21 protein-coding genes and 1 tRNA gene are annotated in these 26188 nt (G+C 59.1%); 5 read left to right on the forward strand and 17 right to left on the reverse strand.

Features of this window, described 5'->3' with window-relative positions:
- Positions 1–170: 170 nt before the first annotated feature.
- Together ACXPUX_RS10965 and ACXPUX_RS10970 are read right to left on the reverse strand one after the other, a co-directional pair.
- On the reverse strand, positions 171–1688 hold the full coding sequence (locus tag ACXPUX_RS10965) for a nicotinate phosphoribosyltransferase (RefSeq protein ID WP_249241933.1): 1518 nt from the start codon (positions 1686–1688) through the stop codon (positions 171–173).
- A gap of 222 nt (positions 1689–1910) precedes the next feature.
- Positions 1911–3425 carry an IMP dehydrogenase gene (locus ACXPUX_RS10970; RefSeq protein WP_458828322.1) on the reverse strand — a complete coding sequence of 505 codons (1515 nt, stop codon included), beginning with the start codon at positions 3423–3425 and terminating at the stop codon, positions 1911–1913.
- Positions 3426–4042: 617 nt separating this feature from the next.
- Here ACXPUX_RS10970 and ACXPUX_RS10975 point away from each other — a divergent pair.
- The 4 genes from ACXPUX_RS10975 to ACXPUX_RS10990 are packed head-to-tail and all read left to right on the forward strand — an operon-like array spanning position 4043 to position 7250.
- The gene (locus ACXPUX_RS10975; protein ID WP_458828323.1) at positions 4043–4843 is read left to right on the forward strand and encodes an aspartate dehydrogenase domain-containing protein; all 801 of its coding nucleotides are present in this window, start codon (positions 4043–4045) and stop codon (positions 4841–4843) included.
- Between the two features lie 18 nt (positions 4844–4861).
- Complete coding sequence (locus ACXPUX_RS10980) at positions 4862–5758, forward strand: NAD(P)-dependent oxidoreductase (RefSeq protein ID WP_458828324.1); 897 nt, start codon at positions 4862–4864, stop codon at positions 5756–5758.
- Positions 5759–5779: 21 nt separating this feature from the next.
- Positions 5780–6580: a bifunctional hydroxymethylpyrimidine kinase/phosphomethylpyrimidine kinase gene (gene thiD / locus ACXPUX_RS10985; protein ID WP_458828325.1), complete on the forward strand. Its 801-nt coding sequence runs from the start codon at positions 5780–5782 to the stop codon at positions 6578–6580.
- Positions 6573–7250 (forward strand): thiaminase II/PqqC family protein, encoded by a 678-nt coding sequence (locus tag ACXPUX_RS10990; RefSeq protein ID WP_458828326.1) that lies wholly within the window; start codon positions 6573–6575, stop codon positions 7248–7250. Before thiD ends, ACXPUX_RS10990 begins: the two co-directional genes overlap by 8 nt.
- Positions 7251–7311: 61 nt before the next feature.
- Here the strand turns inward: ACXPUX_RS10990 and ACXPUX_RS10995 are convergent, their stop codons facing one another.
- The 4 genes from ACXPUX_RS10995 to ACXPUX_RS11010 all read right to left on the reverse strand — a co-directional run bounded on the left by ACXPUX_RS10995 (position 7312) and on the right by ACXPUX_RS11010 (position 10801).
- Positions 7312–8730 carry an aminotransferase class I/II-fold pyridoxal phosphate-dependent enzyme gene (locus ACXPUX_RS10995; RefSeq protein ID WP_458828327.1) on the reverse strand — a complete coding sequence of 473 codons (1419 nt, stop codon included), beginning with the start codon at positions 8728–8730 and terminating at the stop codon, positions 7312–7314.
- A complete protein-coding gene (gene scfB / locus ACXPUX_RS11000) occupies positions 8727–10178 on the reverse strand; it encodes a thioether cross-link-forming SCIFF peptide maturase (protein ID WP_044960665.1) in 1452 nt (483 codons plus the stop codon). Before scfB ends, ACXPUX_RS10995 begins: the two co-directional genes overlap by 4 nt.
- Positions 10179–10245: 67 nt before the next feature.
- Complete coding sequence (scfA, locus tag ACXPUX_RS11005) at positions 10246–10392, reverse strand: six-cysteine ranthipeptide SCIFF (protein WP_005926683.1); 147 nt, start codon at positions 10390–10392, stop codon at positions 10246–10248.
- A 121-nt stretch (positions 10393–10513) separates the two neighbouring features.
- Complete coding sequence (locus tag ACXPUX_RS11010) at positions 10514–10801, reverse strand: hypothetical protein (RefSeq protein ID WP_015538363.1); 288 nt, start codon at positions 10799–10801, stop codon at positions 10514–10516.
- A 228-nt stretch (positions 10802–11029) separates the two neighbouring features.
- Between ACXPUX_RS11010 and ACXPUX_RS11015 the strand changes: the two genes are divergently transcribed.
- Positions 11030–11103 (forward strand) — tRNA-Gln (locus ACXPUX_RS11015).
- A 446-nt stretch (positions 11104–11549) separates the two neighbouring features.
- On the opposite strand, the gene ACXPUX_RS11020 is transcribed toward ACXPUX_RS11015, so the two are convergent.
- From ACXPUX_RS11020 to cls, 11 genes are all read right to left on the reverse strand, one after another.
- The gene (locus ACXPUX_RS11020) at positions 11550–13310 is read right to left on the reverse strand and encodes a bifunctional metallophosphatase/5'-nucleotidase (RefSeq protein WP_458828328.1); all 1761 of its coding nucleotides are present in this window, start codon (positions 13308–13310) and stop codon (positions 11550–11552) included.
- A 284-nt stretch (positions 13311–13594) separates the two neighbouring features.
- Positions 13595–15367, reverse strand: coding sequence for an oleate hydratase (locus tag ACXPUX_RS11025; RefSeq protein WP_458828329.1), 1773 nt, complete (start codon positions 15365–15367; stop codon positions 13595–13597).
- 368 nt (positions 15368–15735) lie between these two features.
- Positions 15736–15999 (reverse strand): TIGR03905 family TSCPD domain-containing protein, encoded by a 264-nt coding sequence (locus ACXPUX_RS11030; protein WP_015538361.1) that lies wholly within the window; start codon positions 15997–15999, stop codon positions 15736–15738.
- A gap of 5 nt (positions 16000–16004) precedes the next feature.
- Entirely contained in the window at positions 16005–16865 is an 861-nt protein-coding gene (locus tag ACXPUX_RS11035; RefSeq protein ID WP_458828330.1) for a PHP domain-containing protein, read from the reverse strand.
- A 14-nt stretch (positions 16866–16879) separates the two neighbouring features.
- The gene (locus ACXPUX_RS11040) at positions 16880–19147 is read right to left on the reverse strand and encodes a hydratase (protein ID WP_458831236.1); all 2268 of its coding nucleotides are present in this window, start codon (positions 19145–19147) and stop codon (positions 16880–16882) included.
- A 169-nt stretch (positions 19148–19316) separates the two neighbouring features.
- Positions 19317–20678, reverse strand: a complete 1362-nt coding sequence (locus ACXPUX_RS11045; RefSeq protein WP_458828331.1) for an MATE family efflux transporter — start codon at positions 20676–20678, stop codon at positions 19317–19319.
- A 190-nt stretch (positions 20679–20868) separates the two neighbouring features.
- Positions 20869–21651 carry an amino acid ABC transporter ATP-binding protein gene (locus ACXPUX_RS11050; RefSeq protein WP_458828333.1) on the reverse strand — a complete coding sequence of 261 codons (783 nt, stop codon included), beginning with the start codon at positions 21649–21651 and terminating at the stop codon, positions 20869–20871.
- A gap of 16 nt (positions 21652–21667) precedes the next feature.
- Positions 21668–22315 (reverse strand): amino acid ABC transporter permease, encoded by a 648-nt coding sequence (locus tag ACXPUX_RS11055; RefSeq protein WP_349151601.1) that lies wholly within the window; start codon positions 22313–22315, stop codon positions 21668–21670.
- 44 nt (positions 22316–22359) lie between these two features.
- On the reverse strand, positions 22360–23202 hold the full coding sequence (locus ACXPUX_RS11060) for a transporter substrate-binding domain-containing protein (RefSeq protein WP_458828334.1): 843 nt from the start codon (positions 23200–23202) through the stop codon (positions 22360–22362).
- Positions 23203–23465: 263 nt separating this feature from the next.
- A complete protein-coding gene (locus ACXPUX_RS11065; RefSeq protein WP_458828335.1) occupies positions 23466–24494 on the reverse strand; it encodes a hypothetical protein in 1029 nt (342 codons plus the stop codon).
- 91 nt (positions 24495–24585) lie between these two features.
- Entirely contained in the window at positions 24586–26127 is a 1542-nt protein-coding gene (gene cls, locus ACXPUX_RS11070) for a cardiolipin synthase (protein ID WP_458828336.1), read from the reverse strand.
- Between the last annotated feature and the right edge of the window lie 61 nt (positions 26128–26188).

Genomic DNA, 26188 nt, shown 5'->3' on the forward strand with positions numbered 1-26188 from the left:
TGCTGCCCTCTGGCTTGAGAGGGAGCCGGGAATAACAGGTGTGAGGAAAAATTATTACAACCACCCTGCTATTCGCAATCTGGTGGTATTAACATTTTTATTAAAATCGCGGCTTTTATGATACAATAATTTCCCTGTTTTGTCAAGAAAAACCGCTTATTCGGTGCTGCTTACACCTTGCCGCCGTGCAGCTCGGCGTACATCCGGGAGCGGCACTCGGCCACTGCGGGGGTCATGTTGACGTAGTGCTTGTGGGGGCACTCCAGACGCAGCTCGCTCTCCCAGGTCTCCTCGGTGAGCTGCTTTGCAATATAGGCCTTCTTCTCCGCAATGGAGGGCAGGTCGATAGCCAGCTCACCGCCCAGAATATGCGGCACCAGCAGCGGGCGCACAGCGGTGGGGGTAAAGGTGATGGTGCGCTCGATGGCATCCGAGTCCAGATTGACCATCGTGACCGGCTTACCGGCCTCGATGACCTCGCCGTCCATGGCAATGAGGTCGCACTGTGCCTGACCGTTTTCATCGTACAGACGCCACGGCATCTTCTTGCCCGGGATGATAGCCTTGCTGGCAGAGTCCGAGCACTTCATCTTGGGGGTGTAGCTGCCGTCCGGCTTCTTCACGGCCACCAGCTTGTACACACCGCCGAACACGGGGTCGGAGGCAGAGGTGATCAGGTTTTCGCCCACGCCGTAGGAGTCGAAGTGTGCGTGCTCGTACAGCTCCATGTTGGCGATCTTCTTCTCATCCAGACCGTTGGAGGCCACCAGCTTGATGTAGGGCTTGCCAGCGGCATCCAGCGCCTTGCGCAGCCGCTTGGAGCCGCGGGCAAGGTCGCCGGAGTCGATGCGGGCGCTCTTGACGCGGCGGTTGGGGTCGTTGGGATATTTCTCAATAAGGTAATCGTCCAGCTTGATCAGGTTGGGCAGGCCGCTCTCCATAATATTATAGGTATCCAGCAGCAAGCTGACCGAATCCGGGTAGGTATCGGCAAAGGCCTTGAAGGCATCAAATTCGGTGGGGAAAAACTCGATAAAGCTGTGTGCCACGGTGCCCACAGCCTTGACATCTGCGCCGAACTTCATCTCGGCCAGACAGTTGGCCGTGCCGATGCAGCCGCCCAGCACTGCGGCGTAAGCACCATCGTTTCCGGCGCTCTCGCCCTGTGCACGGCGGGTGCCGAACTCCATAACGTTGCGGGGGGTGTGGGTGTTCAGGCCGGTAACGCGGGTGGCCTTAGTGGCGATCAGGCTATGGAAGTTCATGGTCTGCAGCAGGTAGGTCTCGATAAGGATCGCGCCCACCAGATCGCACTCGATGCGCACCATCTGCACATGGGGGTAGCAGACCGTGCCCTCGGGCAGGGCGTACATATCGCCCTTCCACTTGTAGGTGCGCAGATACTCGCAGAACTCCTCGCTCATGCCCTTGGTGCGCAGCCAGTGGATATCCTGCTCGTTGAAGTGATAGTCCAGCAAAAAGCGGGTCAGCTTGCGCTGGCCTGCGCTGATGGAATAGCCCTGATTATCCGGGTTTTTGCGGAAGAACATATCAAACACCAGCGTGGTATTCTTAAAGCCATGCAGGAACAGGCAGTTTGCCATGGTGAATTCGTAAAAATCCACCACCATCGCGGGGTTATCGTAGTCCTCATCGGGGATATAAGGCTCAACCTTGATCTCGTTCATGAATGTTTTCCTCTCTATTTATACCCGGCGTCAGCTCTTCCCTACTGCGCGCCGCCTGCCGCTTGCCCGGCAGGGGGATCCTCCGTCCTGTCATGACAGAGCGTTTCTATCATGATAGCACGATTCCCCTGCCGGTGCAAGTATTTTCGCGCAAAAAGACCGCTGCACAAACACTGTGCAGCGGTCTCTGCGTTTATAACAATCGCTTGCTTCAGAACAGGCTTAGCCGTTCATGATGCTGGGGGTGGCGTTCTTCAGCACAACGTCATGGCTGCCGCCCTCCACGATGGAGGTGGAGGAAACAACGGTCAGCTTGGCCTTCTGCTGCAGCTCGGGGATGGACAGAGCGCCGCAGTTGCACATGGTGCTCTTCACCTTGTACAGGGTGGTCTGCACGCCGTCTGCCAGAGGACCGGCATAAGGCACATAGCTGTCCACGCCCTCCTCAAAGCTCAGCTTGGTGGAGCCGCCCAGGTCATAGCGCTGCCAGTTGCGGGCACGGTTGGAGCCTTCGCCCCAGTACTCCTTCATATACTGGCCGTTGATGCGTACCTTGTTCGTGGGGCTCTCGTCAAAGCGGGCAAAGTAGCGGCCCAGCATGACAAAGTCCGCGCCCATAGCCAGTGCGAGGGTGATGTGGTAGTCGTGAACGATGCCGCCGTCGGAGCAGATGGGCACATAGATGCCGGTCTCCTTGTAGTACTCGTCACGAGCCTTGGCAACCTCGATGACAGCGGTAGCCTGACCGCGGCCGATGCCCTTGGTCTCGCGGGTGATGCAGATGGAGCCGCCGCCGATGCCGATCTTCACGAAGTCTGCGCCAGCCTCAGCGAGGAAGCGGAAGCCCTCGGCGTCCACCACATTGCCGGCGCCCACCTTGACGGTGTCGCCGTAGTGCTCGCGGATCCAGCCGATGGTGCGGCTCTGCCACTCGGAATAGCCCTCGGAGGAGTCGATGCACAGCACATCCACACCGGCCTCTACCAGTGCGGGCACACGCTGGGCGTAGTCGCGGGTATTGATACCGGCACCTACAACATAGCTCTTGTTCTTATCCAGCAGCTCGTTGGCGTTTGCCTTGTGGGAATCGTAGTCCTTGCGGAACACCATATACACCAGGTTGCCCTCGGCATCCACCAGCGGCAGGGTGTTGATCTTGTTATCCCAGATGATGTTGTTGCAGTCGTGCAGGGAGGTGTTGGCCGGAGCGGTGACCAGCTTTTCGATGGGGGTCATAAAGGTGGTAACACAGGCATCGTCCGGGGTGTGGTTGATGCGGTAATCGCGGGAGGCCACAATGCCCAGCAACTTGCCGTTAGGAGTGCCGTCGGCAGTGATGGCGATGGTGGAGTGGCCGGTGCGTGCCTTCAGCTCCAGCACGTCATGCAGGGTGGCAGTAGGAGCCAGATTGGAATCGGACACCACATAACCGGCCTTGAAGCTCTTGACGCGGCGCACCATGGCGGCCTCGCTCTCGATGCTCTGAGAGCCATAGATAAAGGAAACGCCGCCCTGACGAGCCAGTGCAATGGCCAGCTTATCGCCGGAGACCGACTGCATGATGGCGCTGATCATGGGGATATTCATCTGCAGCGGGCACTCCTCCTGCCCCTTGCGGTACTTGACCAGCGGGGTCTTCAGGCTGACCGCCGTGGGCACATTCTCCGCAGAGGAATAGCCGGGGACCAGCAGGTACTCGCCAAAGGTGCGGGAGGGTTCTTCGTAGAAATAAGCCATAATCAAACTCCTTTTCTCTTAACGCATCCGATACAAATCAGCATCAAAATCATTCATGTTTGCTGCCTATAAATTGATTGTATATACTTTACCACAAAGCCCGCAAGAATACAAACCCCTGCCGCGCCAAACTTTATAATTGCCCTTTGCGGAAAAACAGACAAATTGCCAAGCGTTTTCGGGCATTGGTCATACTTTGATTTTTGAAGTATCACTTTTGCGGGCAAAACAGAGCTTGCAGAACGCAAAAAAGCTCGTCCAGAATACCGGACGAGCCCTTTTGCACACGAAGCGGGACACTGCCTGTGCGGCGCATGGATCATAGCTGTGAAGGAGAACAGCCGGAGGAGGAGGATCCGCGCCCAGTATCCCAAAAACAAGAAGAAAAAGATTTCACACACAGCCTTGGGGCTTTGCCCTTGCTGTAACCATATTGTAACTCTTTTGAAACCATTTTGCAATAGGGTTTTGTAATTTATTTGTAATTTATTTTGTTAACTTTTTATGTCCTGCCCCGCCGGGCTGCCGTAAACATTATTTCCCTTTTTGTACCCGGTATGGTATACTGGTTATGAATATGCTGCCACAGGCAGAAAAAAGGAGTTTAGGATACGGGCATGAAAACAAAATTGGGTATTGTGGGCTGCGGCTTTCTGGGCAACATCGTGGCTGACGCGTGGAAGAAGGGTCTGCTGCCGGACTACGAGCTGGTGGGCGTGACCAGCCGCACCCGCGCCTCGGCTGAAAAGACTGCAGCCAACGTTGGCTGCGCCGTCTGCGAGGACGTGGACGCGCTGCTGGCGCTTGAGCCGGAGTACATCGTGGAGGCCGCCTCGGTGGAGTCGGTGCGCGCCATGGCCATTCCGGTGCTGAAACGGGGCGTCAATCTGGTCATTCTGTCCATCGGTGCCTTTGCAGATCTGGATTTCTACGCACAGGTCAAGGCAGCCGCCGTGGAGGGCGGTGCCAAGGTGCATCTGGCCAGCGGTGCCATCGGCGGCTTTGACGTGCTGCAAACGGTCACCCTGATGGCACAGGCACAGGGCTTGCCGGAGACTGCCGGCATCGAGACCCATACCGGTGCAAAGGGCTTTCGCAATACGCCGGTGTGGGCAGAGCATCTGCTGACCGACACCGAAAAGACCACCGTGTTCACCGGCAATGCAAAGCAGGCCATTGCTGCCTTCCCCCGCCGGGTGAACGTGGCCGTGGCTACCTCTCTGGCTACCACCGGCCCGGAGATCACCGGTGTGACCATGCACTCTGTGCCCGGCTGGGTGGGCGATGACCACTGCATCACCGCCGAGATCGAGGGTGTGAAGGCTGTGGTGGATATCTGCTCTTCCACCAGCGCCATTGCGGGCTGGAGCGCCGTCTCCCTGCTGCGCAATCTGGCCTCGCCCGTCTGCTTTTACTAATATAAGGAGGAGTCCGTCATGTTTGAAAAGCTTGTTGCCATTGAGCCTGTCAGCCTGATTCCCTCTGCCGAGGAGGAGCTGCACCGCTACGCCAAAGAGGTGGTGCTGTACCGGGACGTGCCCGGCAGCGACGCCGAGATAGTGCGCCGCATCGGGGACGCCGATGCCGTGCTGCTGAGCTACACCTCCCGCATGGGCAAGGAAGTCATTGCGCAGTGCCCCAACATCCGCTATATCGGGATGTGCTGCAGCCTGTACTCTGAGGAGAGCGCCAACGTGGATATCGCCTACGCACGCACCCGGGGCATCCAGGTGCTGGGCATCCGAGACTACGGCGACCGCGGCGTTGTGGAGTACGTTCTGCACGAGCTGACCGGCCTGCTGCACGGCTTTGGGATGCCCATGCTGCGGGACGCGCCGGTGGAGATCACCGGCCTGAAGGTTGGCATCGTGGGGCTGGGCGTTTCCGGCCGGATGATCGCCGATGCGCTGCAATTTTTGGGCGCAGAGATCAGCTACTTTGCCCGCAGCGCAAAGCCGGACGCCGAGGCTGCCGGTATGACCTTTAAGCCCCTGTCCCAGCTGCTGGCAGACAGCGAGGTGGTGTTCACCTGCCTGAACAAGAATGTGCTGCTGCTGGGCGAAAATGAGTTTGCCCAGCTGGGTGCGGGCAAGGTTCTGTTCAACACTTCCATCGGCCCCGGCTTTGATTCCGCTGCGCTGGAAAAGTGGCTTGACCTGCCCGGCACCCATTTCTTCTGCGATACCCGCGCCGCCGCAGGCCCCGTGGCCGAGGACTTCTTTGCCCGGGAAAACGTGCGCTGCGCCAACGTTTCTGCCGGCCGCACCAAGCAGGCCTTTGTGCTGCTGAGCAAAAAGGTGCTGGACAACATCCGCACCGCACTGGGTGAATAAAAAAACAAGGAGCATTTTACTATGAAAACTGCATTGACCATTGCCGGCAGTGATTCCAGCGGCGGCGCCGGGATCCAGGCCGATATCAAGACCATGACCGCCAACGGCGTGTTTGCCATGAGCGCCATTACCGCCCTGACTGCACAGAACACCACCGGTGTGATCGCCATTTTTGACACCACACCGCAGTTTCTGGCGCAGCAGCTCGATGCCGTATTTACCGATATCTACCCGGACGCGGTGAAGATCGGCATGGTATCCTCTGCCCCGCTCATCGACACCATTGCCGAGCGGCTGCACTTCTACGGCGCAAAGCACATCGTGGTAGACCCCGTGATGGTGGCTACCTCCGGCGCAAAGCTGCTGCAGGACGACGCCGTGCAGGCGCTGACCGAAAAGCTGCTGCCGCTGGCCGAGGTGCTCACCCCCAACATCCCGGAGGCTGAAATTTTGTCCGGCATGCACATTGCCAACGCCGCCGACATGAAAGCTGCTGCCCGCACCATCAGCGAGCGCTACGGCTGCGCCGTGCTGTGCAAGGGCGGCCACCAGATCAACGATGCCGACGACCTTTTGTGGCGCGGCGGCACCGGCAAGTGGTTCAAGGGCAAGCGCATTGCAAACCCCAACACCCACGGCACCGGCTGCACCCTGTCCAGCGCCATCGCCTCCAATCTGGCAAAGGGCTACGATCTTGACACCGCCGTGGAGCGCGCCAAGGCCTACATTTCCGGCTGTCTGTCTGCCATGCTGGATCTGGGGCACGGCTCCGGCCCCATGGACCACACCTTCAACCTGAAGGGAGATTTTGTCCGTGACTGACCTGCCCTTTGTTTCGGCGCTGGTGCAGGCCGACCTACCCGTGTGGGAGCAGTGCTTACAGACCGAGTTTCTGCAAAAGATGGAAAACGGCACCCTGAGCGAGGACTGCTTTAAAAGCTACCTTGTGGAGGACAGCCTGTATCTGCGGGAATACGCCAAAATTTTTGCGTGGGGCATGACCAAGGCCACCACCATGGCGGCCATGCGCACCTACTATTCCCTGCTGTCCTTCGTGCAGGAGAACGAGGACCTGACCCGGCTGCAGTATCTGGAGCAGTACGGTCTGCGGGAGGCGGATATCCAGTCCCTGCCCCTGCGGCCGGAGAGCCGCGCTTATCTGGACTGCATGATCGATGCCGCCCGCAACGGTGAGGGTGAGGCCGAGTGCCTGATGGCCTGCCTGCCCTGTATGCTGAGCTACGGGTGGCTATTCCAGAAGCTTTTGCAGCGCTCCCCCGCCGTGAAAGACACCTACTACGGCGCACTGGTGCTGGACTACGCAAGCCCCGGCTACGATGCCGCCTGCCGCGCATGGGCAGAACGCGCCGAAGCAGCCTGCACCGGCCTTTCGCCGGAGCGTGCCGCCCGCTGCCGCGCGATCTTCCGCGCCTGCTCGGAGCACGAGCTGCACTTCTGGGAGATGTGCGCCACACCACGGACGGATATTTAGGAATAAATATAGAGAACCCGGAAGGTCTGCGGACTTTCCGGGTTCTCTTCTTATAAAATCTTTATCGCAGCACCGAGAGTTCCTCGATGCCATAGCGCTGCATCAGGGCGATGGCCGCCGAGGTGATCTCCTCGCCGCTGACCGCCACAGGGATGGCGGGCGGGCAGGATACCGTAGGCATCGCACATACCCGTCCCAGTGCCTTGTGCACCGGAACGCGCACCTGTGCGCCCAGCACCGCCTGCCGGATAGTGCAGCGTTGCACCGCCTGCTGCTGCAAGGCGGCAAACTCCCCTGCCCGATTCTCGGGGCAGGGCAGCCCGGCAGGCACAGCAGCCAGAAGCTGTTCCAGCGTCGTTTGCAGGCGTTCAAAGTCCTGCGGTGGGTTCTCCGGGGTGAACATCAGCACCACGTAGCGGGGGTCGGCGTATTCACACTCCATCTGTGCGCAGCGCAGGGCTTCTGCCAGCACCGTGCCGGTGCAGCCAAGGGCGGCGGCGTCCAGCGTAAGCTTCATCGGCTCCTGCTGTGTCCCGGCAACTGCCAGCGGCACCGGGCACTGCCGTACCGCTGCGGCCTTGTTCAGGCTGCGGCGCAGACCTTCCAGCGCAGCACAGCATTGCGCCAGCCGCTGGGGGTAGTCCCCTGCCAGCACCGCGTTGCAGGCATCCAGCGATTGCAAAATCAGGTAAGAAGGGCTGGTGGAGCCAAACAGCGCCAGCGCGCCCCGCACGGCGGCTTCATCCTGCACAGGGGCATCGTGCGCCAGATGCAGATACGCACCGCCGGTGACCACCGGCAGGGTCTTGTGGGCAGAGTCGCAGCACATGGCCGCGCCCTGCGCGATGGGGTGGCAGTTCTGCGGCAGAAAGCGCAGATAGGCACCGTGGGCGTTATCTACCAGCAGAGGCACGCCCTGCGCCCGGCAGACTGCCGCCAGCGCCGGGATGTCCTGAACCCCGCCCAGATAATCCGGGCTGGTGACATACACGCCAAAGGGGCTTATCCCCTGCTGCGCCAGCGCGTGCAGAGCCCCGGTCAGCGCTTCGGCTGTGACGGGGCAACTGCACAGTGCGCCCTCTGCCTGCGCAGACGGCCAGAGCCAGCGGATATCAAAATCCAGCAGCGCCGCCGCGTACAGCAGCGCCTTGTGGGCGTTGCGGGCAGCCAGCAGCACCGGGCGCTTGCCGCTTTGCGGTGCGCCTTGCAGCGCCAGAAACAGCATGGCACGGATGCACTGGGACGAACCCTCGGTGCTGTAATAGCTGTGCGCCGTGCCGAACAGCCGGGTGGCGTTGGCCTCGCTCTCGGCAATGATGCCCTCCGGCGCGTAAAGCTCGTCTGCGCCGCGGATCTCGGTGATGTCCAGCGGCTCAAAGCCTAAGAGGCTCTGCCCCTTGTGGCCGGGCATGTGCAGCCGGGCGGTGCCGGACTGTGCATAGCTGCGCACAAAATCCACGATGGGGGTGGTCATGCTCATTCGCAGGCTTCGCCGTCAGCGCAAGCGTTGCAGGTGGAGCCCAGCTCAATGGGCACTTCGATGCCCTTGGCTGCCAGCTCCTGATTCTCGGCAACCTTGATCATGATGGCGCACTCCATGCGCTTTTTGAACAGCTCGCAGCCGTACTCGTACACACCGGTAATGCTGCCGGTGGCGTGGTAGGAGTTTGCAGCGCAGCCGCCGGAGCAGTACAGCTTTGCCCAGCAATCCTGACACTCCTTGCGGGCGTAGGCGTTGCAGTGCTTGAACTCGTCCCGCACAGCGGTGTTGGTAACGCCCTTCCAGATATCGCCCAGCAGGTACTTGGGGTCGCCCACGAACTGGTGGCAGGGGTACAGATCGCCCCAAGGGGTAACGGCCATGTACTCGGTGCCGGAGCCGCAGCCGGAGATGCGCTTATAGATGCAGGGGCCGCCGGTCAGGTCGATCATGTAGTGGTAGAAGGTAAAACCTCTGCCCTCGCGGTCGCGCTTGATCATCTCCTTGGCAAGGATCTCGTACTGCTCCTTCAGGATGGGCAGATCCGCCTCGGTCAGGGCGCTGGGGTCGCTGGGGTCGCAGACCACCGGCTCCATGCTCAGCTCGGTAAAGCCAAGGTCTGCCATGTGGAAGATATCGTTGGTAAAGTCAGTGTTAAAGTGGGTATAGGTGCCGCGCATATAGTAGTTCTTGTCGCCGCGTTTCTTGACGAACTCCTGAAACTTGGGCACGATGCGGTCGTAGCTGCCGTTGCCAGCGCAGTCCACGCGGAAGCGGTCGTTGACCTCCTTGCGGCCGTCCAGACTCAGCACCACGTTGTGGCACTCCTTGTTGCAGAAGTCGATGACATCATCATCGATCAGCACGCCGTTGGTGGTCATGGTAAAGCGGAAGTTCTTGTTATGGATCTTTTCCTGCTCGCGGCAGTAGGCCACAAGCTTTTTGACCATATCAAAGTTCATCAGCGGCTCGCCGCCAAAGAAGTCCACTTCCAGATTGCGGCGGGTGCCGCTGTTCTCAATGAGGAAGTCCATGGCGCGCTTGCCCACCTCAAAGCTCATCAGGGCGCGGTCGCCGTGGTAGCGGCCCTGCGAGGCAAAGCAGTAAGAGCAGCTCAGGTTGCAGCTGTGGGCAACGTGCAGGCACAGCGCCTTTACCACGGTGTTGCGGTTCTTGAAGTCAAAGGCCATGTCCTTATAGACATCCGGGCTCCACAGCTTGCCGTTTTCCTTTAGGCTGGTCACGTCGTCGATGCACTGGCGCAGGTCCTCCTCGGTCACGTCCGGGCGGCTGCCGTACTTTGCCAGCATGGCGGCAACGATCTCGTCTGCGGTATGCTCCGGGTACATGGCGATGACATCGTAGGCCACCTCGTCCACAACGTGCACCGAGCCGCTGCAGGTGTCCAGCACGATGTTATAACCGTTCAATTGATACTGATGTACCATTTTACACTCCATTCCAGATTACACAAAAAAATGCCGCCCGGCAAAGGCGGCATAAGGTTTGCAGAAATTACTTGTTGCTGTTCTCGCACTGCTGGTTAGCCACGCCGCAGGAGGTCTTGCAGGCGGACTGGCAGGAAGTCTGGCACTCGCCGCAGCCACCGGTCTTAACGCTCTTGGTCAGGTCACGAGTAGCAATAGTCTTGATACGCTCCATGATAGAAACCTCTCTAACTCTCAAAAATTTATCGCGCCGGACATCGTTCCGGTACGCTTTTATCTTGTAATAGGATATCACGCAGTGCGGCTTTTGTCAAGATTTTTTCGCTGACCGTTTTTTACCCGCCCATGGGCTGGTAGCGGGTAAGCACCGTATGCAGCCCCAGCTCACGGGCGCGCGCCAGTAAGTACCGGTAGCGGCACAGCAGCGCCTGCCGCTCGTAGATGCGCTGCTCGATGAGGTCGGTGTCCACCTCCATATCAAACATCATCTCGTTGCGCTTCAAACAGAACAGGCATTCCTTCAGCTCCTCCTCCAGCTCCGGGTGGTAGCGCTCGTGCTCGGTGTCCCGCGGGACGCGGGGTGAAAGCAGGGTCTGGGCGTTTTGTGTGGTTCGTTCCGGCATAGGCATCCTCCTTCTGGTACTTTGCAAGGTTTTGTACCTTCCAGTATAGGCGGTGCGATATGCAGAATCTGCCGAAGCGTGGCAGCGCTCCGGCGCAAATTGTTCGGCGCTGCTGCGGCATTTTCCAAAAAAGTACAACTTTTTTCAAAAATATGCTTGACAACTCCGGGCTTTTCCCGTATAATAGCACACGTTGAGCGGCTCACCCCGCAAAACACAACAGAATATTGGGGATTTGCATAGTGGTAGTGCGGTAGACTCTGACTCTACTTGTGGGAGTTCGATTCTCTCATCCCCAACCAGACTAAAGCCATCTGAGGAAACTCAGGTGGCTTTTCTGTTTATATCATTCCGAACTGCAGCCGCAAGGCCGTGACTCTTCAAAACTTGAAGAGTCATAACTCTATTACTACTTTGGATTTTTGAATAGTGACGAAAAAGAAGCGTATCTATGTTCGAAAGCTCACTCTTCAAGATGAAGAGTCATGGCCTGAAAACGCAGTTTTCTTTGCTTTTTGTTCATGACTCTTCAAAACCCCTGTGGGTCATAGGAGACTTTTGAAGAGTCACCCTTGCCGGGGGCGGGACGATTTAAAATGCGCTCCGCGTTCGCTCTGCGCATAATTACCCCGTGAAAATGGGATAGCGGAGTGCATTTCCAATCATTCGTACTGCACAAAAAACCGGGCAGCCCGCAGACTGCCCGGTTTTTTGCTATACAGTTGACCTGCCCTGATAGGGCTTTCTTTTACAGAATGGTAATGCGGCCTGCGCCGTAGGGCTGCTCATAGTTGAGCAGATAGCCGGGGTAAGCGGCCAGCGGGCTGTTGGCGCTGGACAGGTGCGGCAGACCCGCAGCATCTGCACCGTCAAAGATCATAGCGTAGGTAGACATCACCAGATAATCCTCGGACACATAGTCCTTGATCAGCTCTGCGCCGTCAAACATGGCAAAGCCGTCGCCCAGATTGCGCAGGGTGTAGTTCATGCCGGCAAGCGCGTAGGTCTTGTTCGGATCCAGCGGCAGATAGCTGCCGGAAGCCTTATCGTAGATCTTCACGTTCTGCACACGCGGAGTGCCGGTGGCGCTGCCGATCCAGACGTTCTTTTCGTCGGTCTGCACAGTGTTGGGGATATCGGTGTGGATCTCGTAGGTAGCACCGGCCACCTGCAGGAAGCCGCCGTTCTCTTTGCCACCTTCGCCTGCAAAGCGGGCTGCAAACTCCAATGCGTCCTGGATCTGCTTGCCGGTGACCGACATCAGGCAGGCCACGTTGCCAAAGGGACTGACCTGCTTGCAGGTCTTGAAGGTCCAATCGCCTGCGGGCACATCGGCACGGATGCCGCCGCCGTTCATGATGGCCACATCACAGTGCAGCTTTTCCACCTCGTTGAAGTAGGTGTAGATGCCGTCAGCCACAAAGTCGCCGAGGTTGGTCTCGGCAGAGCGGATGCGGCGCTTGCCGGTGGCAGGATCAGTGACGTAGAAATCGCTGTCGCCCACAGCGATCTTCTCGCCCAGCATATCGTCCACGGTGTTCACCCAGCCGGTCTGCATGGCGGCGATCGTGGCGTCCATACCCTCGTGGGTGGGGATGAGCTTGGTGGTGATGGTGCCGTCCGCAGCAATGGTCATCTCGCCAACGTTGGCAAAGTAAGAACCGGTCTGGGTCAGGGTGACAGCCTTGCCGGAGGCATCCTGCACCTGCTTGTTCTCCATTACGGTATGGGAGTGGCCGTCAATAAAAGCGTCAAAGCCGCTGGTATGGGCAATGACCTCCTCACTGGTCCACGGAGAGGAAGAGGGGTCTACGCCCAGATGGCCCAGACCGATGACCACATCTGCCAGAAGCTTTGCCTTATCAATGGCCTTCTGCACGGCATCGTAGAGCTTTTTGCCGTCCTCGCCGCCCTGAATGTCGTAGATGTACTTGCGCTGTGCCTTATCCATAAAGTAGGCCGGGGTGGACTTGGTAAAGGTCTCAGGGGTGGTCACGCCCACAAAGGCGATGCGTCTGCCGCCGCGCACGAACACCTTGACGGAGGGCAGCACCCGCAGCGTAGTACGCAGGTCTACCCAGTTACAGGACAGGTACGGGAAATCGGCTTCCTTCATGATGGCCTTAGCGCGGTCCATGCCGTAATCAAACTCATGGTTGCCGGGGGTAGCAACATCGTAACCGGCAGCGTTCATCAGCTTGATGATGGAAGCGCCCTCGTCCATGGAGCCGTAGGCAGTGCCCTGCACATGGTCGCCTGCGTCCACCAGCAGCACGTCCTTACCGGCGTTCTGATAGCTCTGCTTCAGGTCGGCAATGGCAGCGTAGGTCAGCTTGGGGCTCTGCTTGTCGATGTAGGTATGGACATCGTTGGTGTACAGGATGGTGACGTCAGACTTGTCACCAACCCAGCAGGCCGATGCGGCAGGCGCACCGATGGCCATGGATGCAGCGGCAGCGGTCACACCAGCAGCCTTTAAAAAGCTGCGACGGGAAATAAGTTGTTTCACAGGAAAACGACCTCCTTTTATTTTTGGCGTATCGCATTTGAGGCAGGCTCTTCCCTCCTGCCCTTTCAATAGCTCTAGCATAGCACAGAACGCCGCCGCAAACAAGCCAAAATCATTCTTTTGGCACAAATAATTTTCACGTTCTGCTTTATTTTAACATATATTGTACCATTTTTACACAAACCCACAAAAAAGAACTCCCCGTGCCCTGTCGCAGAGCAGCGGAGAGGTCTTTTTTAGGGGGTGTTGACCCGTTGCCGGGTCTATCGGAGGAGAGGAAAATATCAGATGGCGTGATACTCCTTGAGGAACTTCTCAAGGTCGGTGCCCTCGATCTTCTTCAAGGCTTCCTTCAGAGCCAGACGCGGGAGCAGCGGCAGATCCATGTCGGTGATCTTTTTGCCATCGCGCAGCTTTACGGTGGCATCGATCAGGGCTCGCACATCGTAGGTGCTGCCCCAGACCTCAGGCACGCCGCGGTCGATGTTCAGCAGGGTGTACACGGCCTCCATACCGGTGCGCATGGAGTACTCGGTGGTGAAGATGGTGTCGCGGGCGGTTTCGGCAAACTGGCCAAGGAAGGCAAAGTTCACAGCACCCTCGGGCACAACATCGGGGCGGTCGCCCATAGCACGGGGCATGAAGAAGGCGTCGATATAGGGCATCATCACAGGCACGGTGTTGGCGCTGTGCTCTGCCAGCTCAGCGATCTGATCCTCGGGCACACCGATGTGGTACAGCCACTCCATGCAGATCTCGCGGCCGGTGCAGTCACGCATGGGCTTCTTGACGTAATCGCCGGGCTTGTCGCTGAACAGACCGTACACCCAGACGCACAGCTGGTTCTTGGGCTGGTCCTTGAACTGCTGCTGACGGTTCAGCGTCCAGCTGAGCAGCCAGCTGGAGTCCTTGACGGTGACGATGCCGCCGGTGACGGTATGGCCGCTGAAGGGGTCGCGCTTGCAGATCTTGCGGATATACTGAGGGATCTTGTCGTCCAGCGTGGTGATGGTGGCGCTCTCCCAGTTGCTCAGTTCCGGCTCAGAGCAGAACTTCTCCGGGTGACCGAAGGAGGGGTCCTGTGCGGCGATCTTCTTCCACAGATCCCAGCCGTTGCCGGGCTGGATGGTGGGATCAAAGCCGGTGGCCTTATCCTGTGCACCCACGGTGCAGCTTTCCACGCAGCCGCCGTTGGTGATGAACAGCAGATCGTTCTCGGTCAGGTCGATGTTGGTGGTCTCGCCCTCGTGCTCCACGGTAACAGAGCTTGCCAGCTTGCGGCCCTTCTGGATGTCGAACTTCACATCGGTGACCTTGGTGTTGTAGTGGAACTGCACACCAAAGCCTTCCAGATAGCGCACCATGGGCAGGATGATGGACTCGTACTGGTTATAGCGGGTAAAGCGCAGGGCGGTAAAGTCCGGCAGACCGCCAATGTGGTGGATATATCGCTTGAGGTACAGCTTCATCTCCAGTGCGCTGTGCCAGTTCTCGAAGGCGAACATGGTGCGCCAGTACATCCAGAAGTTGGTGTTGAGCACCTCGTCATCGAAGAAATCGGTGATCTTTTTATCCTGCAGCTGCTCGTCCGGGGTGAAGAACAGCTTCATGATCTCCATAGCGCCCTTATCGGACAGACCGAACTTGCCATCGGTGTGGGCATCCTCGCCGCGGTTGACGGTGGCACGGCACAGGGAGAAGTTGGGGTCCTCTTTGTTCAGCCAGTAATACTCGTCCAGCACGCTGGCGCCCTCGGTCTCCAGAGACGGGATGGAGTGCAGCAGATCCCACATAACTTCGAAGTGGTTGTCCATCTCGCGGCCGCCGCGCATCACATAGCCGATATCGTACTTGTAGCCATCGCAGGCGCCGCCCGCCAGTGCGTTCTTTTCAAACACATGGACGTGCTCGCCCTTCATCTGACCGTCGCGCACCAGATAGCAGGCAGCGGTCAAAGCCGCCAGACCAGAGCCGATGATATAGGCGGATTTGTGATCCACGCCCTCCGGCTTTTTGGGGCGTGCAAAAGCTTCGTAGTTGCCACTGGAATAGTACATAAAAAAGCCTCCCTGCTTCAGCGTTTTGTTTTTCACAGCCTTCATCGTGCTGTTCTCTATGGCAACAGTATACCCTGCAAAATGAACCGGAACAACAAACAAACTTTGCCCTGTGTATAGATTTTTTACATCCTCCTTCATTTGCTGGAATTGCGTACAAATTGTGACATAAAAGCGCAGCGCAAAATCATTTAAAACACTCCCTCAAAAGTGCAATGCCGGGCAGCCCGCAGGCTGCCCGGCATTGCACTAATTTAAAATAATTTTCCGCTATTCATGCCCAGAGCATAGCGGCGGGCATTCAAAATCGTCCCCGCGCAAAAAGAGAGCCGCCGCACAGGGTTCTGTGCAGCGGCTCTCCGGTGGATTTAGTTCATCTGTTCCAGTGCCTTTTTCAGGTTCTTGGCGATCTGGTCCGGGCAGCTGGTGCTGCGGAAGCCGCACAGCGTACCATCCAGACGGGCAATGGCGTCCTCTGCCTTCATGCCGGTAAGCAGCTGGCAGATGCCCTTCAGGTTGCCGTTGCAGCCGCCGACGACCTCGATGGATGCAATGGTGTGGTCATCGTTCAGCACAAAGTTGGTCTGCTTGGAGCAGGTTCCCTTGTTCGGGAAGGAAAATTCCTTGCTCATGGTCTTTACGTCCTCTCTCTTTTACGTTTTTCGGCGATGGCGCGCAGCTGTGCTGCGGCTTCGTCCGGTGCGGTACAGGTGCCGATGGGGTGGGGGTGCTTGTGGTTGCGGCCATGGAAGTCCGTGCCCGCAGTCGCCACAAGGCTGTACTGTTTGCACAAAGCAAGGCACTCGGCACTGTCCTCCGGGCTGTTGCTGGGGTGGTACACCTCTATGCCGTCCACCGCACCCTCTGCCGCCAATTCACGCAGCAGGGGCATACTTTTATAGACTGTGGGGTGGGCAAATACCACCGCGCCGCCGCAAGCCTTGGCGGTAGCCAGCACCTGCCGCACCGGCAGATACTCCGGCGAGTGCAGCACGATGCCCCGGGGGTTCCACCCGAACAGCTTGTGGTAGGTCTCGCCGTAGATGCTGCCATCGGTCAGACCCAGTAGTTCCAGCGCCTGCATCAGCCCGCTTTTGAACAGCACCCCGCTGGCCTTGGTGGTCTCCCACGCAAGGTCGGTGGTAAACTGCGGGTACAGCTGCTCCAGCTCCTTTGCGCTCTGCAAAGCGCAGGCGTTGCGGCGCTCCTTCATGATGGCGCAGTGCTCCCGCAGCGCCGGGCAGTCCACGTCCGGGTAGTAGCACAACAGATGCACCCGGTGCTGCCGCTCAAAGTCGTAGCCGGTCAGTTCCACGGCAGGGATCAGCTCTACCCCGTCCTGCCCGGTGTGGGCATAGGCGTACTGAGCGCTGAGCAGGGTGTCGTGGTCCGAAAGGGCGATGGCGTGCAGCCCGGTGCGGGCGGCGATGGACGCCAGCCGCTCGATGGGCACAGCACCGTCCGAGCAGGTGGAATGGATATGCAGGTCACAGGACATAGCGGGTTACTTCCTTAATGCTTATAGAAATTGATCAGGCAGCCGTCAGCCAGGATCTGGCGCTCGTCAGTGGTGAGCGGAGCCATATACAGCTCAAACTCCTTGACGGTATCGCCCAGAACGTAGGCCTTGATGCTCTGCAGATCGCCCTTGAGTGCTTCCCGCACATTGGGGATGAGCACATAGTCCCCCAGACCAAAGGGGGTGGCACCTGCCAGCTGCAGGGGCAGCATGCCCCAGTTGATCAGGTTGGAGCGGTAACGCTTGGTGGCGTACTCGGTAACGATATTGGCACCGGCACCCAGCACACGCTGACAGCTGGCGGCCTGCTCGCGGGCAGAGCCGTCACCGGGCTTGACCGCAAAGATAGTGGAAGCGATCTGGATATCGTTCCAGTTCAGCTGCTCGCAACCGGGCACGGCGTTCACCTTTGCCAGCAGGGCGGCGTCCCCTGCACCGGCGCGGCGGGCGTTCTCCTCGGCCTGCACAGCCTTGGCGCGGCCCACATACTCCGGGTCCTTGCGGCTGAGGGTGAACTCGGCCAGACCCAGCGGATTGGAACGGTAAGAGGAAGTCTCACCGGAGGGGATCAGCTCGTCGGTGGTGGTAACGGGGTCGGTGATATAGGATGCCACCTTCAGCAGCAGGTTGTCGCCCAGCGGTGCGATCTCCGGCCAGTCCTTGATGTTGGGGCCGAACTTGAGCAGGGCGTCGTAATCGCCCTTGCCAAAGCCCTGATACACGCGGGTGTCGTAGCTGGAAGCATCGTACTGGTACTCCGGCACGGTGGGATCATAATCAATGTCGGTGGCGGGGGTCAGGATGCCGCCGTTGGCGGTAGTGGCTGCAATGCTGCGGGCATCCATCAGTGCCACACCGGACAGCTGGCCACTGCCGGGCTTAGAGCCCTCGCGGCTGGGGAAGTTGCGGGTGGTATGACGGATGGACAGTGCGCCGTTGGCGGGCACATCGCCTGCGCCGAAGCAGGGGCCGCAGAAGGCGGTACGGATGGTAGCGCCGCTGGCCATCAGCTCGCCGATGACGCCGGTGCGCACCAGCTCCATCATGATGGGCTGGCTGCCGGGGTAAACGCTCAGGGCGTAGTCGCCGCAGCCGCCGGTATGACCCTTGAGGATGGAAGCAGCCTCGTAGATGCTGTCGTACAGACCGCCTGCGCAGCCTGCAATAACGCCCTGATCCACACGCAGCTTGCCGTTTTCGATCTTGCTGCACAGATCCAGCCGCACGTCCTTGCGGCCGATCAGCTTCTGCACATCCTGCTCGCAGGCGTGGAGGATGTCCTCCAGGTTTGCGTTCAGCTCCTCAATAGTAAAGGCATTGGAGGGGTGCATGGGCAGGGCGATCATGGGACGGATGGCAGATAGATCCACCTCCACCACGCCGTCGTAGTAGGCAAGGTCAGCCGGAGCCAGCTTTTTGTAGTCCGCTGCGCGGCCATGCACTGCCAGAAAACGCTGGGTGACTTCGTCGGTCTCCCAGATGGAGGACAGACAGGTAGTCTCGGTGGTCATAGCATCAATGGCGTTGCGGGTATCCTGCCGCAGGGAAGCAATGCCGGGGCCCACAAATTCCATGACCTTGTTCTTGACGTAGCCGCTCTTGAACAGCTTGCCCACAAGGGCAATGGCTACATCGTGGGGGCCGCAGCCCGCCGGCAGGCTGCCGGTCAGGTAGATAGCCACCACGCCCGGGCGGGCAACATCATAGGTGCGGCCCAGCAGCTGCTTTGCCAGCTCGCCGCCGCCCTCACCGATGGCCATGGTACCCAGTGCGCCGTAGCGGGTGTGGGAATCCGAGCCAAGGATCATTTTGCCGCAGCCGGCAAAGCGCTCGCGCATATACTGGTGAATGACTGCCATGTGCGGGGGCACAAAGATGCCGCCATACTTTTTGGCAGCGGACAGGCCAAAGCGGTGGTCATCCTCGTTGATGGTGCCGCCCACAGCGCACAGGCTGTTGTGGCAGTTGGTGAGCACATAAGGGATGGGGAACTTTTCCAGCCCGGAAGCACGGGCGGTCTGGATAATGCCCACAAAGGTGATGTCATGGCTTGCCATGGCATCAAACTTGATCTTCAGGTTCTCGGCATCGCCGCTGGTGTTGTGTGCCTGCATAATATTGTAGGCCATGGTACCGGTCTTAGCCGTGGCAACGGCAGCGGCATCAAAGCCCTTTGCAGCCAGTGCTGCGGGTGCGTTGCCGTCTGCGGGGCCCCACTCTCCGCGCGCATAGTACGCACCGCCGGTGCTGCATTTGATCATATCCAACATCTCGATTCGCCTCTCTTTTTGTATTTTCCCGCCCGCCGCAATTGCGGGCATTGCCCCGGCAGTGCAGGTTTGCCCCTGCCCTGCCCTGTTACGGCAAAGCCGTATTTACCTGTTATTATAGCATGAAAAGGCGAAAAGAAAAAGCACTTTTTGTGAACCCTTACTGTACCTTTGCGGCGTTTTCCTGCTGCTTTTCCTTTTGCAGTTTACGGAACACCACAAAATATGCCGGGATCAGGAAGAAGCAGGCAAAGAACCATGCCACCGGACTTGCGATGCAGGCGGCAAAGTAGCCCCACAGCGGCACGAACCAGAAGCCCACCATGGCGCGGGCGATCATTTCAGCCACACCGGCAAACATGGCAAGGCCGGAGTGACCCAGACCCTGAATGGTGTAGCGGTAGATGATAAGCACTGCCAGCGGGATGTAGAACACGCTGTTCCAGAAGATGAAGTCCTGCGCATTGGCCATAATGGCGGTCTCGCCTGCGTCCAAAAACAGGCCGATCAGGGGCTTGTCCAGCACGCGCAGGATGAGGAAGGAGGCCACACTGTACACGCAGCCGATGCCCAGTGCGGTGTTCACGCCGCGGTTCACGCGGTCCAGATCCTTCGCGCCCATATTCTGGCTGGTGTAGGTGGTCATGGCAGTGCCGATGCTCTCCAGCGGCACGCTGAGGAACTGCGCTGCCTTGCCGCCGGCGGTCTGCGCCGCCACGATGCCGCTGCCCAGACCGTTCACCGCGCCCTGCAGCACCACGCTGCCAATGGCGGTAATGCTGCACTGCAAGCCCATGGGAATGCCCATGGCGCAAAGCTTTGCGCAGTGCGGAGCGCTGATGCGCCCTTCTTCCTTATTCCAGCGCAGCTCCGGGTAGTGACGCACGATATAAAGAAGGCTGCCGATGCCCGCCACAGCCTGACTGAACACGGTGGCAAAGGCGGCGCCGAACGCGCCCATGTTGAACACAATGATGCAGGCAAGGTCCAGCCCGATGTTCAGTGCACTGGCCACCAGCAGAAAATACAGCGGGCGCTTGCTGTCGCCCAATGCACGCATCAAAGCGCTGGTCACATTATAGAGCAGGGTGAAGGGGATGCCCGCAAAGATGGTGCGGATATACACATCCGCAAGGTCGATAATGTCAGCCGGGGTGTTCGTCCACACCAGCACCAGACGGGTCATAGCCACCGTAACGATGGTGAGCACCGTGGCAAAGGCAACGGACAGCCACACGGTATTGGCGGTGTAGCGGCGCATCTCGTGGTGGTCGTGCGCGCCGAAGGTCCATGAGATGGGGATGGAAAAGCCGCAGGCAATGCCGTTGACAAAGCCCAGCACCAGATAGTTCAGGCCGCCCACGCTGCCTACCGCCGCCAGCGCTTCCACGCCCACGAACCGTCCCACGATGATGGTATCGGCCAGATTGTAGAACTGCTGGAACAGGCTGCCCAGCATCAGCGGCACAGCAAAGGCAAGCAGCAGCTTCAGCGGGCTGCCCTGCGTCATATCTTTGGTCATGGAAATATGCCTCCTGCCCACATAAAAAGGATGGATGTTCGCATTTTTGCCGTGAAAAACGCCCTGCCGGAAAAGCGGCAGGACGTTGTAAGGATTCATGAGTGGTATTATAGCGGAGCAGCGCCGGTTTTACAAGACTTGGTTTGCATCAACATTTCTATTTTTTTACCCGAAGAATTGGTGATTTTGCTCACTCCGCATAGTGTGCTAAGAACTGTTTGGTTCGCTGTTCTCTGGGATGGTCGATCAGCTGCTTTGCAGGGCCTTCCTCCACCACCACGCCGCCGTCCATAAACAGGATGCGGTCGGCCACATCCCGGGCAAAGTGCATCTCGTGGGTCACGATGATCATGGTGGTCTTGCGGTCAGCCAGTTCCCGCAGCACCCGCAGCACCTCGCCGGTCAGTTCCGGGTCAAGGGCGCTGGTGGGCTCGTCAAAACAGAGGATGTCCGGGTGCAGCGCCAGCGCCCGGGCAATGGCTACCCGCTGCTGCTGCCCGCCGGAAAGCTGGTGTGGGTAGTGGTCTGCCCGCTCCGAAAGTCCCATCTGCGCCAGCAACTCCCGCGCCTGCTGTTCCAGCTGGGCGTGCACTGCCTTTTTGTTGGCGCGGTATTCCGGGCGCTCCTTTGCCAGCAGCTCCCCTGCCAGCATCACGTTCTGCAAGGCAGTATACTGCGGGAAGAGGTTGAAGTTTTGGAACACCAGCCCGAAGTGCAGCCGCTTTTTGCGGATCTCGCTTTCCCGCTGGGTGGCGGGGTCGGCGGCGTCCCACATGGTCTCGCCGTTCACCCGGATGCAGCCGGTGTCCGGCCGCTCCAGAAAGTTCAGGCAGCGCAGCAGGGTGGTCTTGCCGGAGCCGGACGAGCCGATGATGGCCAGCGCCTCGCCCTGCTCCAAGGTAAGGGAAATATCCTTTAAGACCTTTGTATCTCCGAAATTTTTGCCAATGCCGGAGGCTTCCAGTAATGCCATATTCTTAAAAACCCCCTCAGCAGCGGAAATAATCCAGTTTCTTTTCAGCCCAGCCGAACAACAGGGTGAGCGCGCCTACGAACACAAGGAAGAACAGCGCCGTGGAGAACAGCGGCCAGATCAGGCCCTTTGCACTGTACTCCTTTGCCATCATGATGATCTCCTTGTTGGCGATGGTGTTTGCCAGCGAGGTATCCTTGACAAGGGTGATGATCTCGTTTCCCATGGGCGGCAGAATGCGCTTGACCACCTGCAGCAGAGTGACCTTGAAAAAGATCTGCGTGCGGGTCATGCCCAGCACCTGCCCGGCCTCGGTCTGCCCCTTGGGCACCGCCTCGATGCCACCGCGATAGATCTCCGAAAAATAGCAGGCGTAGTTGATGGCAAAGGCCACCACCGCCGCCACCATGCGCCCGCCGGAGCCGGAGGGCCACGGGTTATTCATACCCAGCAGGCCGGGGCCAAGATAAATGACGATGATCTGCAGCATCAGCGGCGTACCGCGGATGACCCAGACAAAGGTCTTTACCGCACCGGACAGCAGCCTGCACCGGCTCATGGAGCCAAAGGCCACCACCAGCCCCAGCGGCAGCGCAAACAGCAGCGTAAGGGCAAACAGCTCACAGTTGAGCAGGAACGCGCCGGAAAGGCGCCCAAGGATCACAGACACAAAAACACACCCATCTATCGTTTTGTTTTACGCCCGGCTCAGTCGGCCAGCGCCAGCTCATACTTCTCGGCCAGTGCCTGCATGGTGCCGTCAGCCTTCAGCTCGTCAAAGGCGGTGTCCACTGCGGCGGCGGCATCGCTGCCCTTGCGGAAGGCCACGCCGTACTCCTCGGCGTTCAGCTCGTCCACAATTTTCAGGCTTGCGTAGTCGGTGCCCTCACCGATCATGGCGTTGGCAAGGGTCAGGTCCAGCACAGCGGCATCTGCCGTACCGGCAGCCACTTCCATCAGGCAGTCGGTCTGCACGCTCTTGGAAACGTAGTCTGCCTTGGCAAGGTTTTCATCGCCCTGAATGGCAGCTTCACCGGCAGAACCGGCCTCGGCCACCACGGTCTTACCGGCAAGGTCGGCGGTGGAGGTGTAGGCGGTGCCCTCCTTTACCACCACGACCTGTGCATTCTTGGCGTAGGCCTTAGTGGTGGCGGTGTTGGCCATGATATCCTCGGTCAGGGTCATACCGTTCCAGATACAGTCGATGCTCTTGGCGTCCAGCTCCACCACCTTGGTGTCCCAGTTGATCTCCACGAACTCCGGTTCTACACCCAGTTTTGCGCACACAGCGGTGGCAAGCTCGGTATCAAAGCCGGTAAAGTTGCCGTCGGCATCGGTGTAGTTCATGGGCTCGTACACGGTATAGCCGATGACCATTTTGCCCTTGCCCTTGATGTAATCCAGATCGCTGCCTGCTGCGGCAGAAGCCGAACCGGCTGCACTGCCGGACGCAGACGCCGCCGCAGAGGTGGATGCACCGCCGCCGCAGGCTGCAAGGCTCAGTGCCAGAGCACCGGCCAGAAATGCACTTGCAATACGCTTGAGTTTCATATCTTTTTCCTCCCATAGGGGACGTTCGCCGTCCCGCTTCCTTCTCGATTTATCATTTTACCATGCTAAAGTGATAAACTGTGGTTATAGAATAGCGCGTTTGCCGCCGTTTTGCAAGAGGCAAACCCATTTTTTCGCACAATGCACTGCTTTGCCCCGCCCATAAGCCCGCTTTTTGTGGGAAAGTGTGCATGAAAAAGTGGTTCAGAAACGCCCGCGGGCGTTTCTGAACCACAAATTATAATAGTATTTTCAATCGTCCCCTACTGCTCCGCCATGGCTTTCAGCGCCGCCTTTTGCAGGTCGGTGACAGAAATGGTACACAGCGCCTTCAGGTCAGCGTCCGTGCCGTCTGCGGAGAGCTTGCCGATCTCCATGGCGTTTTTGCCCTTCAGGTAGCCGCACCAGCCTGCGCTATGCTCGTACCACTCCTTGCCTAACGCGCTTGCGCTGCGCATTCCGTAGCGGTCGCCCAGCTCGTTTTTGGTGTAGACCGGCTCACGCGGGGCAGACACTGTACCGTCCGCGCTGACGGTCAGCTCCGGCTCGGTCATATCCCCGATGGCACTGGTCACACGGGCGTTCTCGTCCATGGTCACCACCGCCAGCGTGATTTTTGCCTGTACCTGCGCGTCCTTGTCATCTATACCCGTAAGCCCCTGCGGTATTTCGGCTACCTCAACGCCCAGCTTGACCGTATCGCCCCGGGCAGCGCCCAGCACCTGCGCATTCTCGCAGGCGCGGACGATGGCATCCCGGTAACGGTTCACCGCAATGGTACAACCTGACAAAAGGTCTGCGTCCGTAGGCTTGCCGTCTGCATCCGTTTTCAGCTTTTTCACTTCCTCCAGGGTCTTGCCCTCAAGCCAATCGGCAAAGGCGTCTGCCTGCTCTGCCCAGCCTTTTTTCAGGCCGGATACCTCTGCCAGCGGGTAATCCTTCCCCTTCTGACGCTTGGTGCGGGTGTCGGTGGGGGTGGTCACCTTGCCGGTGCCGTCCGCACTGACTGAAAGCTCCAGCTCGTCCAGTGTTGCCCCTGCCAGCTTGCCGTCTGCATCCAGCAGCACGGCAGCCGCCACGGTGCGGATGCTGCCCGCACGGTCTGTGCCGGTCGCTTCGGTCAGAACCCCCAGTCCGGTGCGCCACGCCGCGCTTTGCGCCGCGCTGCTGCCCGCAGAGGTGCTGCCGCTCATAGGACCGGAACTGCTGCCGGAGCTTCCCCCGCCGCAGCCTGTCAATGCCAGTGCTGCCGCCAGCGTGCAGCACAAAAACCATCGCGATGCCTGTTTCATATCGTCACATACGCTCCCTTTCCGTGCCTGCATTGCAGACGCAGGCTTTGGAGCTAGTGTACCCCGCCGCGCGGGATTTTATGAGCGGCACTTACATTAGAGGACTGAGCAGCCGCAGCACGCTGTCCAGCACCGTACCGGCCAGACCGGTGCGGCAGTCGGCGCACTGCACCTCCCGGCACTGGGGCAGGGTGCGGCGCACATCGTCCCGCAAAGCCAGCACCTGACTGTTTTGCAGCAGCAGCACCCCGCACTCGAAGTGCAGGAACATACTGCGGTAGTCCATATTGATGCTGCCCACCACCGCCGCACGGTCATCGCTGACACAGCACTTGGCATGGAGGAAGCCCGGGGTGTACTCGTAGATGCGCACCCCCGCCCGCAGCAGGGGCAGATAGTACGAGCGGCTCAGCCGGAACACTAGCTTTTTGTCCGGGATGCCCGGCAGCACCAGCCGCACATCCACCCCGCGCTTGGCGGCGTTGCGCAGCGCGTCCAGCATTTCCTCGCCGATGGCGAGATAGGGTGTATAAAAATAAACGTACTGCTGTGCTTGCGCCAGAATATCCAGATAGACCGTTTCTGCCACCGGCTCTTCGTCCAGCGGGCTGTCCGCGTAGGGCTGCACTACCCCATCGCTGGCAGGCAGCACCGCAAACTGCGGACGGAAGGCGCTGTAATCCTGCTCAAAGGGACGGAAGGCGTTCCAGAAATCCAGAAACATTACGGTAAAGTTCCACACCGCAGCGCCCTCGATGCGCAGGCCTGCGTCCTTCCAGTAACCGAAGCGGGTGATGGCGTTGATATATTCGTCTGCCAGATTGATGCCGCCGGTGTAGGCCACCTTACCGTCTATCACCACGATCTTGCGGTGGTCGCGGTGGTTCATCACCAGCGAAAGCAGCGGTACCACCGGGTTAAAGGGGATGCAGCGGATATGCGCTCGCTCCATGCGCACCACAAAGTCCTTGGGCAGACCCAGCAGGCTGCCGAAGTCGTCGTAGATCAGCCGCACGTCCACCCCTTGTGCCGCCTTGCGGCGCAGGATGTCCTCCACGCCCTGCCACATCTTGCCCTGACTGACAATGAAAAACTCCAGAAAGATGCTCTTCTCCGCTTTTTCAAGATCGGCCAGCAGCGCCGGATACATGGCTTCGCCGCAGGAGAAATACCGGGCGGTGGTGTTCTGCCACGCGGGATAGCAGCCGTACTGGGTCAGGTAGCGGCTCACTCCCCGGTTTTCGTCGCACAGGCCGGCGGTCTGTCCGGGCTGCTGGGCGCAGTCTGTCCGGTGTGCCTGCTCCACTGCCTGCATTTTGCTGCGCAGACGTTGGGAGGGGCGCTTGTTGCCAAAAGCCAGATACAGCGCCCCTCCCAGCAGCGGCAGCAGCCCGATGAGGGCGATCCAGCCCACCTTATAGGCACTGTTTTCGTCCTTGCGCACCAGATACAGAATGATCAGCAGGCTCAGCCCGTTGAGTGTCCCTGTGACCCACACCCGTGCCGTACCGGTGGTGAGGGCAAAAAACACCCACGCCAGCCATGCAAGCTGCAACGCCACCAGCACCACCGTGACTGTGATGCGGTTGAGGATGCGGTTGAAAAACTTGATGATCGGCAACCGGAACAGCATATTCTCTCCCCTTCCCGTGTTTCCTTACCTCTATAATGTAAGTAAGTATAGCGCGGTTTTT

This window comes from Faecalibacterium sp. PGM34, assembly GCF_054456555.1.

What these genes read in the sequence shown, in the direction of transcription:
- ACXPUX_RS11045 (WP_458828331.1), bottom strand. Translation starts at nt 20,678, where the DNA reads ATGACCAAAGATATGACGCAGGGCAGCCCGCTGAAGCTGCTGCTTGCC.
- ACXPUX_RS11065 (WP_458828335.1), bottom strand. Translation starts at nt 24,494, where the DNA reads ATGAAACAGGCATCGCGATGGTTTTTGTGCTGCACGCTGGCGGCAGCA.
- cls (WP_458828336.1), bottom strand. Translation starts at nt 26,127, where the DNA reads ATGCTGTTCCGGTTGCCGATCATCAAGTTTTTCAACCGCATCCTCAAC.
- ACXPUX_RS10970 (WP_458828322.1), bottom strand. Translation starts at nt 3,425, where the DNA reads ATGGCTTATTTCTACGAAGAACCCTCCCGCACCTTTGGCGAGTACCTG.
- ACXPUX_RS10975 (WP_458828323.1), top strand. Translation starts at nt 4,043, where the DNA reads ATGAAAACAAAATTGGGTATTGTGGGCTGCGGCTTTCTGGGCAACATC.
- scfA (WP_005926683.1), bottom strand. Translation starts at nt 10,392, where the DNA reads ATGGAGCGTATCAAGACTATTGCTACTCGTGACCTGACCAAGAGCGTT.
- ACXPUX_RS10995 (WP_458828327.1), bottom strand. Translation starts at nt 8,730, where the DNA reads ATGAGCATGACCACCCCCATCGTGGATTTTGTGCGCAGCTATGCACAG.
- ACXPUX_RS10980 (WP_458828324.1), top strand. Translation starts at nt 4,862, where the DNA reads ATGTTTGAAAAGCTTGTTGCCATTGAGCCTGTCAGCCTGATTCCCTCT.
- ACXPUX_RS11060 (WP_458828334.1), bottom strand. Translation starts at nt 23,202, where the DNA reads ATGAAACTCAAGCGTATTGCAAGTGCATTTCTGGCCGGTGCTCTGGCA.
- thiD (WP_458828325.1), top strand. Translation starts at nt 5,780, where the DNA reads ATGAAAACTGCATTGACCATTGCCGGCAGTGATTCCAGCGGCGGCGCC.
- ACXPUX_RS11010 (WP_015538363.1), bottom strand. Translation starts at nt 10,801, where the DNA reads ATGCCGGAACGAACCACACAAAACGCCCAGACCCTGCTTTCACCCCGC.
- ACXPUX_RS10965 (WP_249241933.1), bottom strand. Translation starts at nt 1,688, where the DNA reads ATGAACGAGATCAAGGTTGAGCCTTATATCCCCGATGAGGACTACGAT.
- ACXPUX_RS11050 (WP_458828333.1), bottom strand. Translation starts at nt 21,651, where the DNA reads ATGGCATTACTGGAAGCCTCCGGCATTGGCAAAAATTTCGGAGATACA.
- ACXPUX_RS11040 (WP_458831236.1), bottom strand. Translation starts at nt 19,147, where the DNA reads ATGATCAAATGCAGCACCGGCGGTGCGTACTATGCGCGCGGAGAGTGG.
- ACXPUX_RS11030 (WP_015538361.1), bottom strand. Translation starts at nt 15,999, where the DNA reads ATGAGCAAGGAATTTTCCTTCCCGAACAAGGGAACCTGCTCCAAGCAG.
- scfB (WP_044960665.1), bottom strand. Translation starts at nt 10,178, where the DNA reads ATGGTACATCAGTATCAATTGAACGGTTATAACATCGTGCTGGACACC.
- ACXPUX_RS11025 (WP_458828329.1), bottom strand. Translation starts at nt 15,367, where the DNA reads ATGTACTATTCCAGTGGCAACTACGAAGCTTTTGCACGCCCCAAAAAG.
- ACXPUX_RS11035 (WP_458828330.1), bottom strand. Translation starts at nt 16,865, where the DNA reads ATGTCCTGTGACCTGCATATCCATTCCACCTGCTCGGACGGTGCTGTG.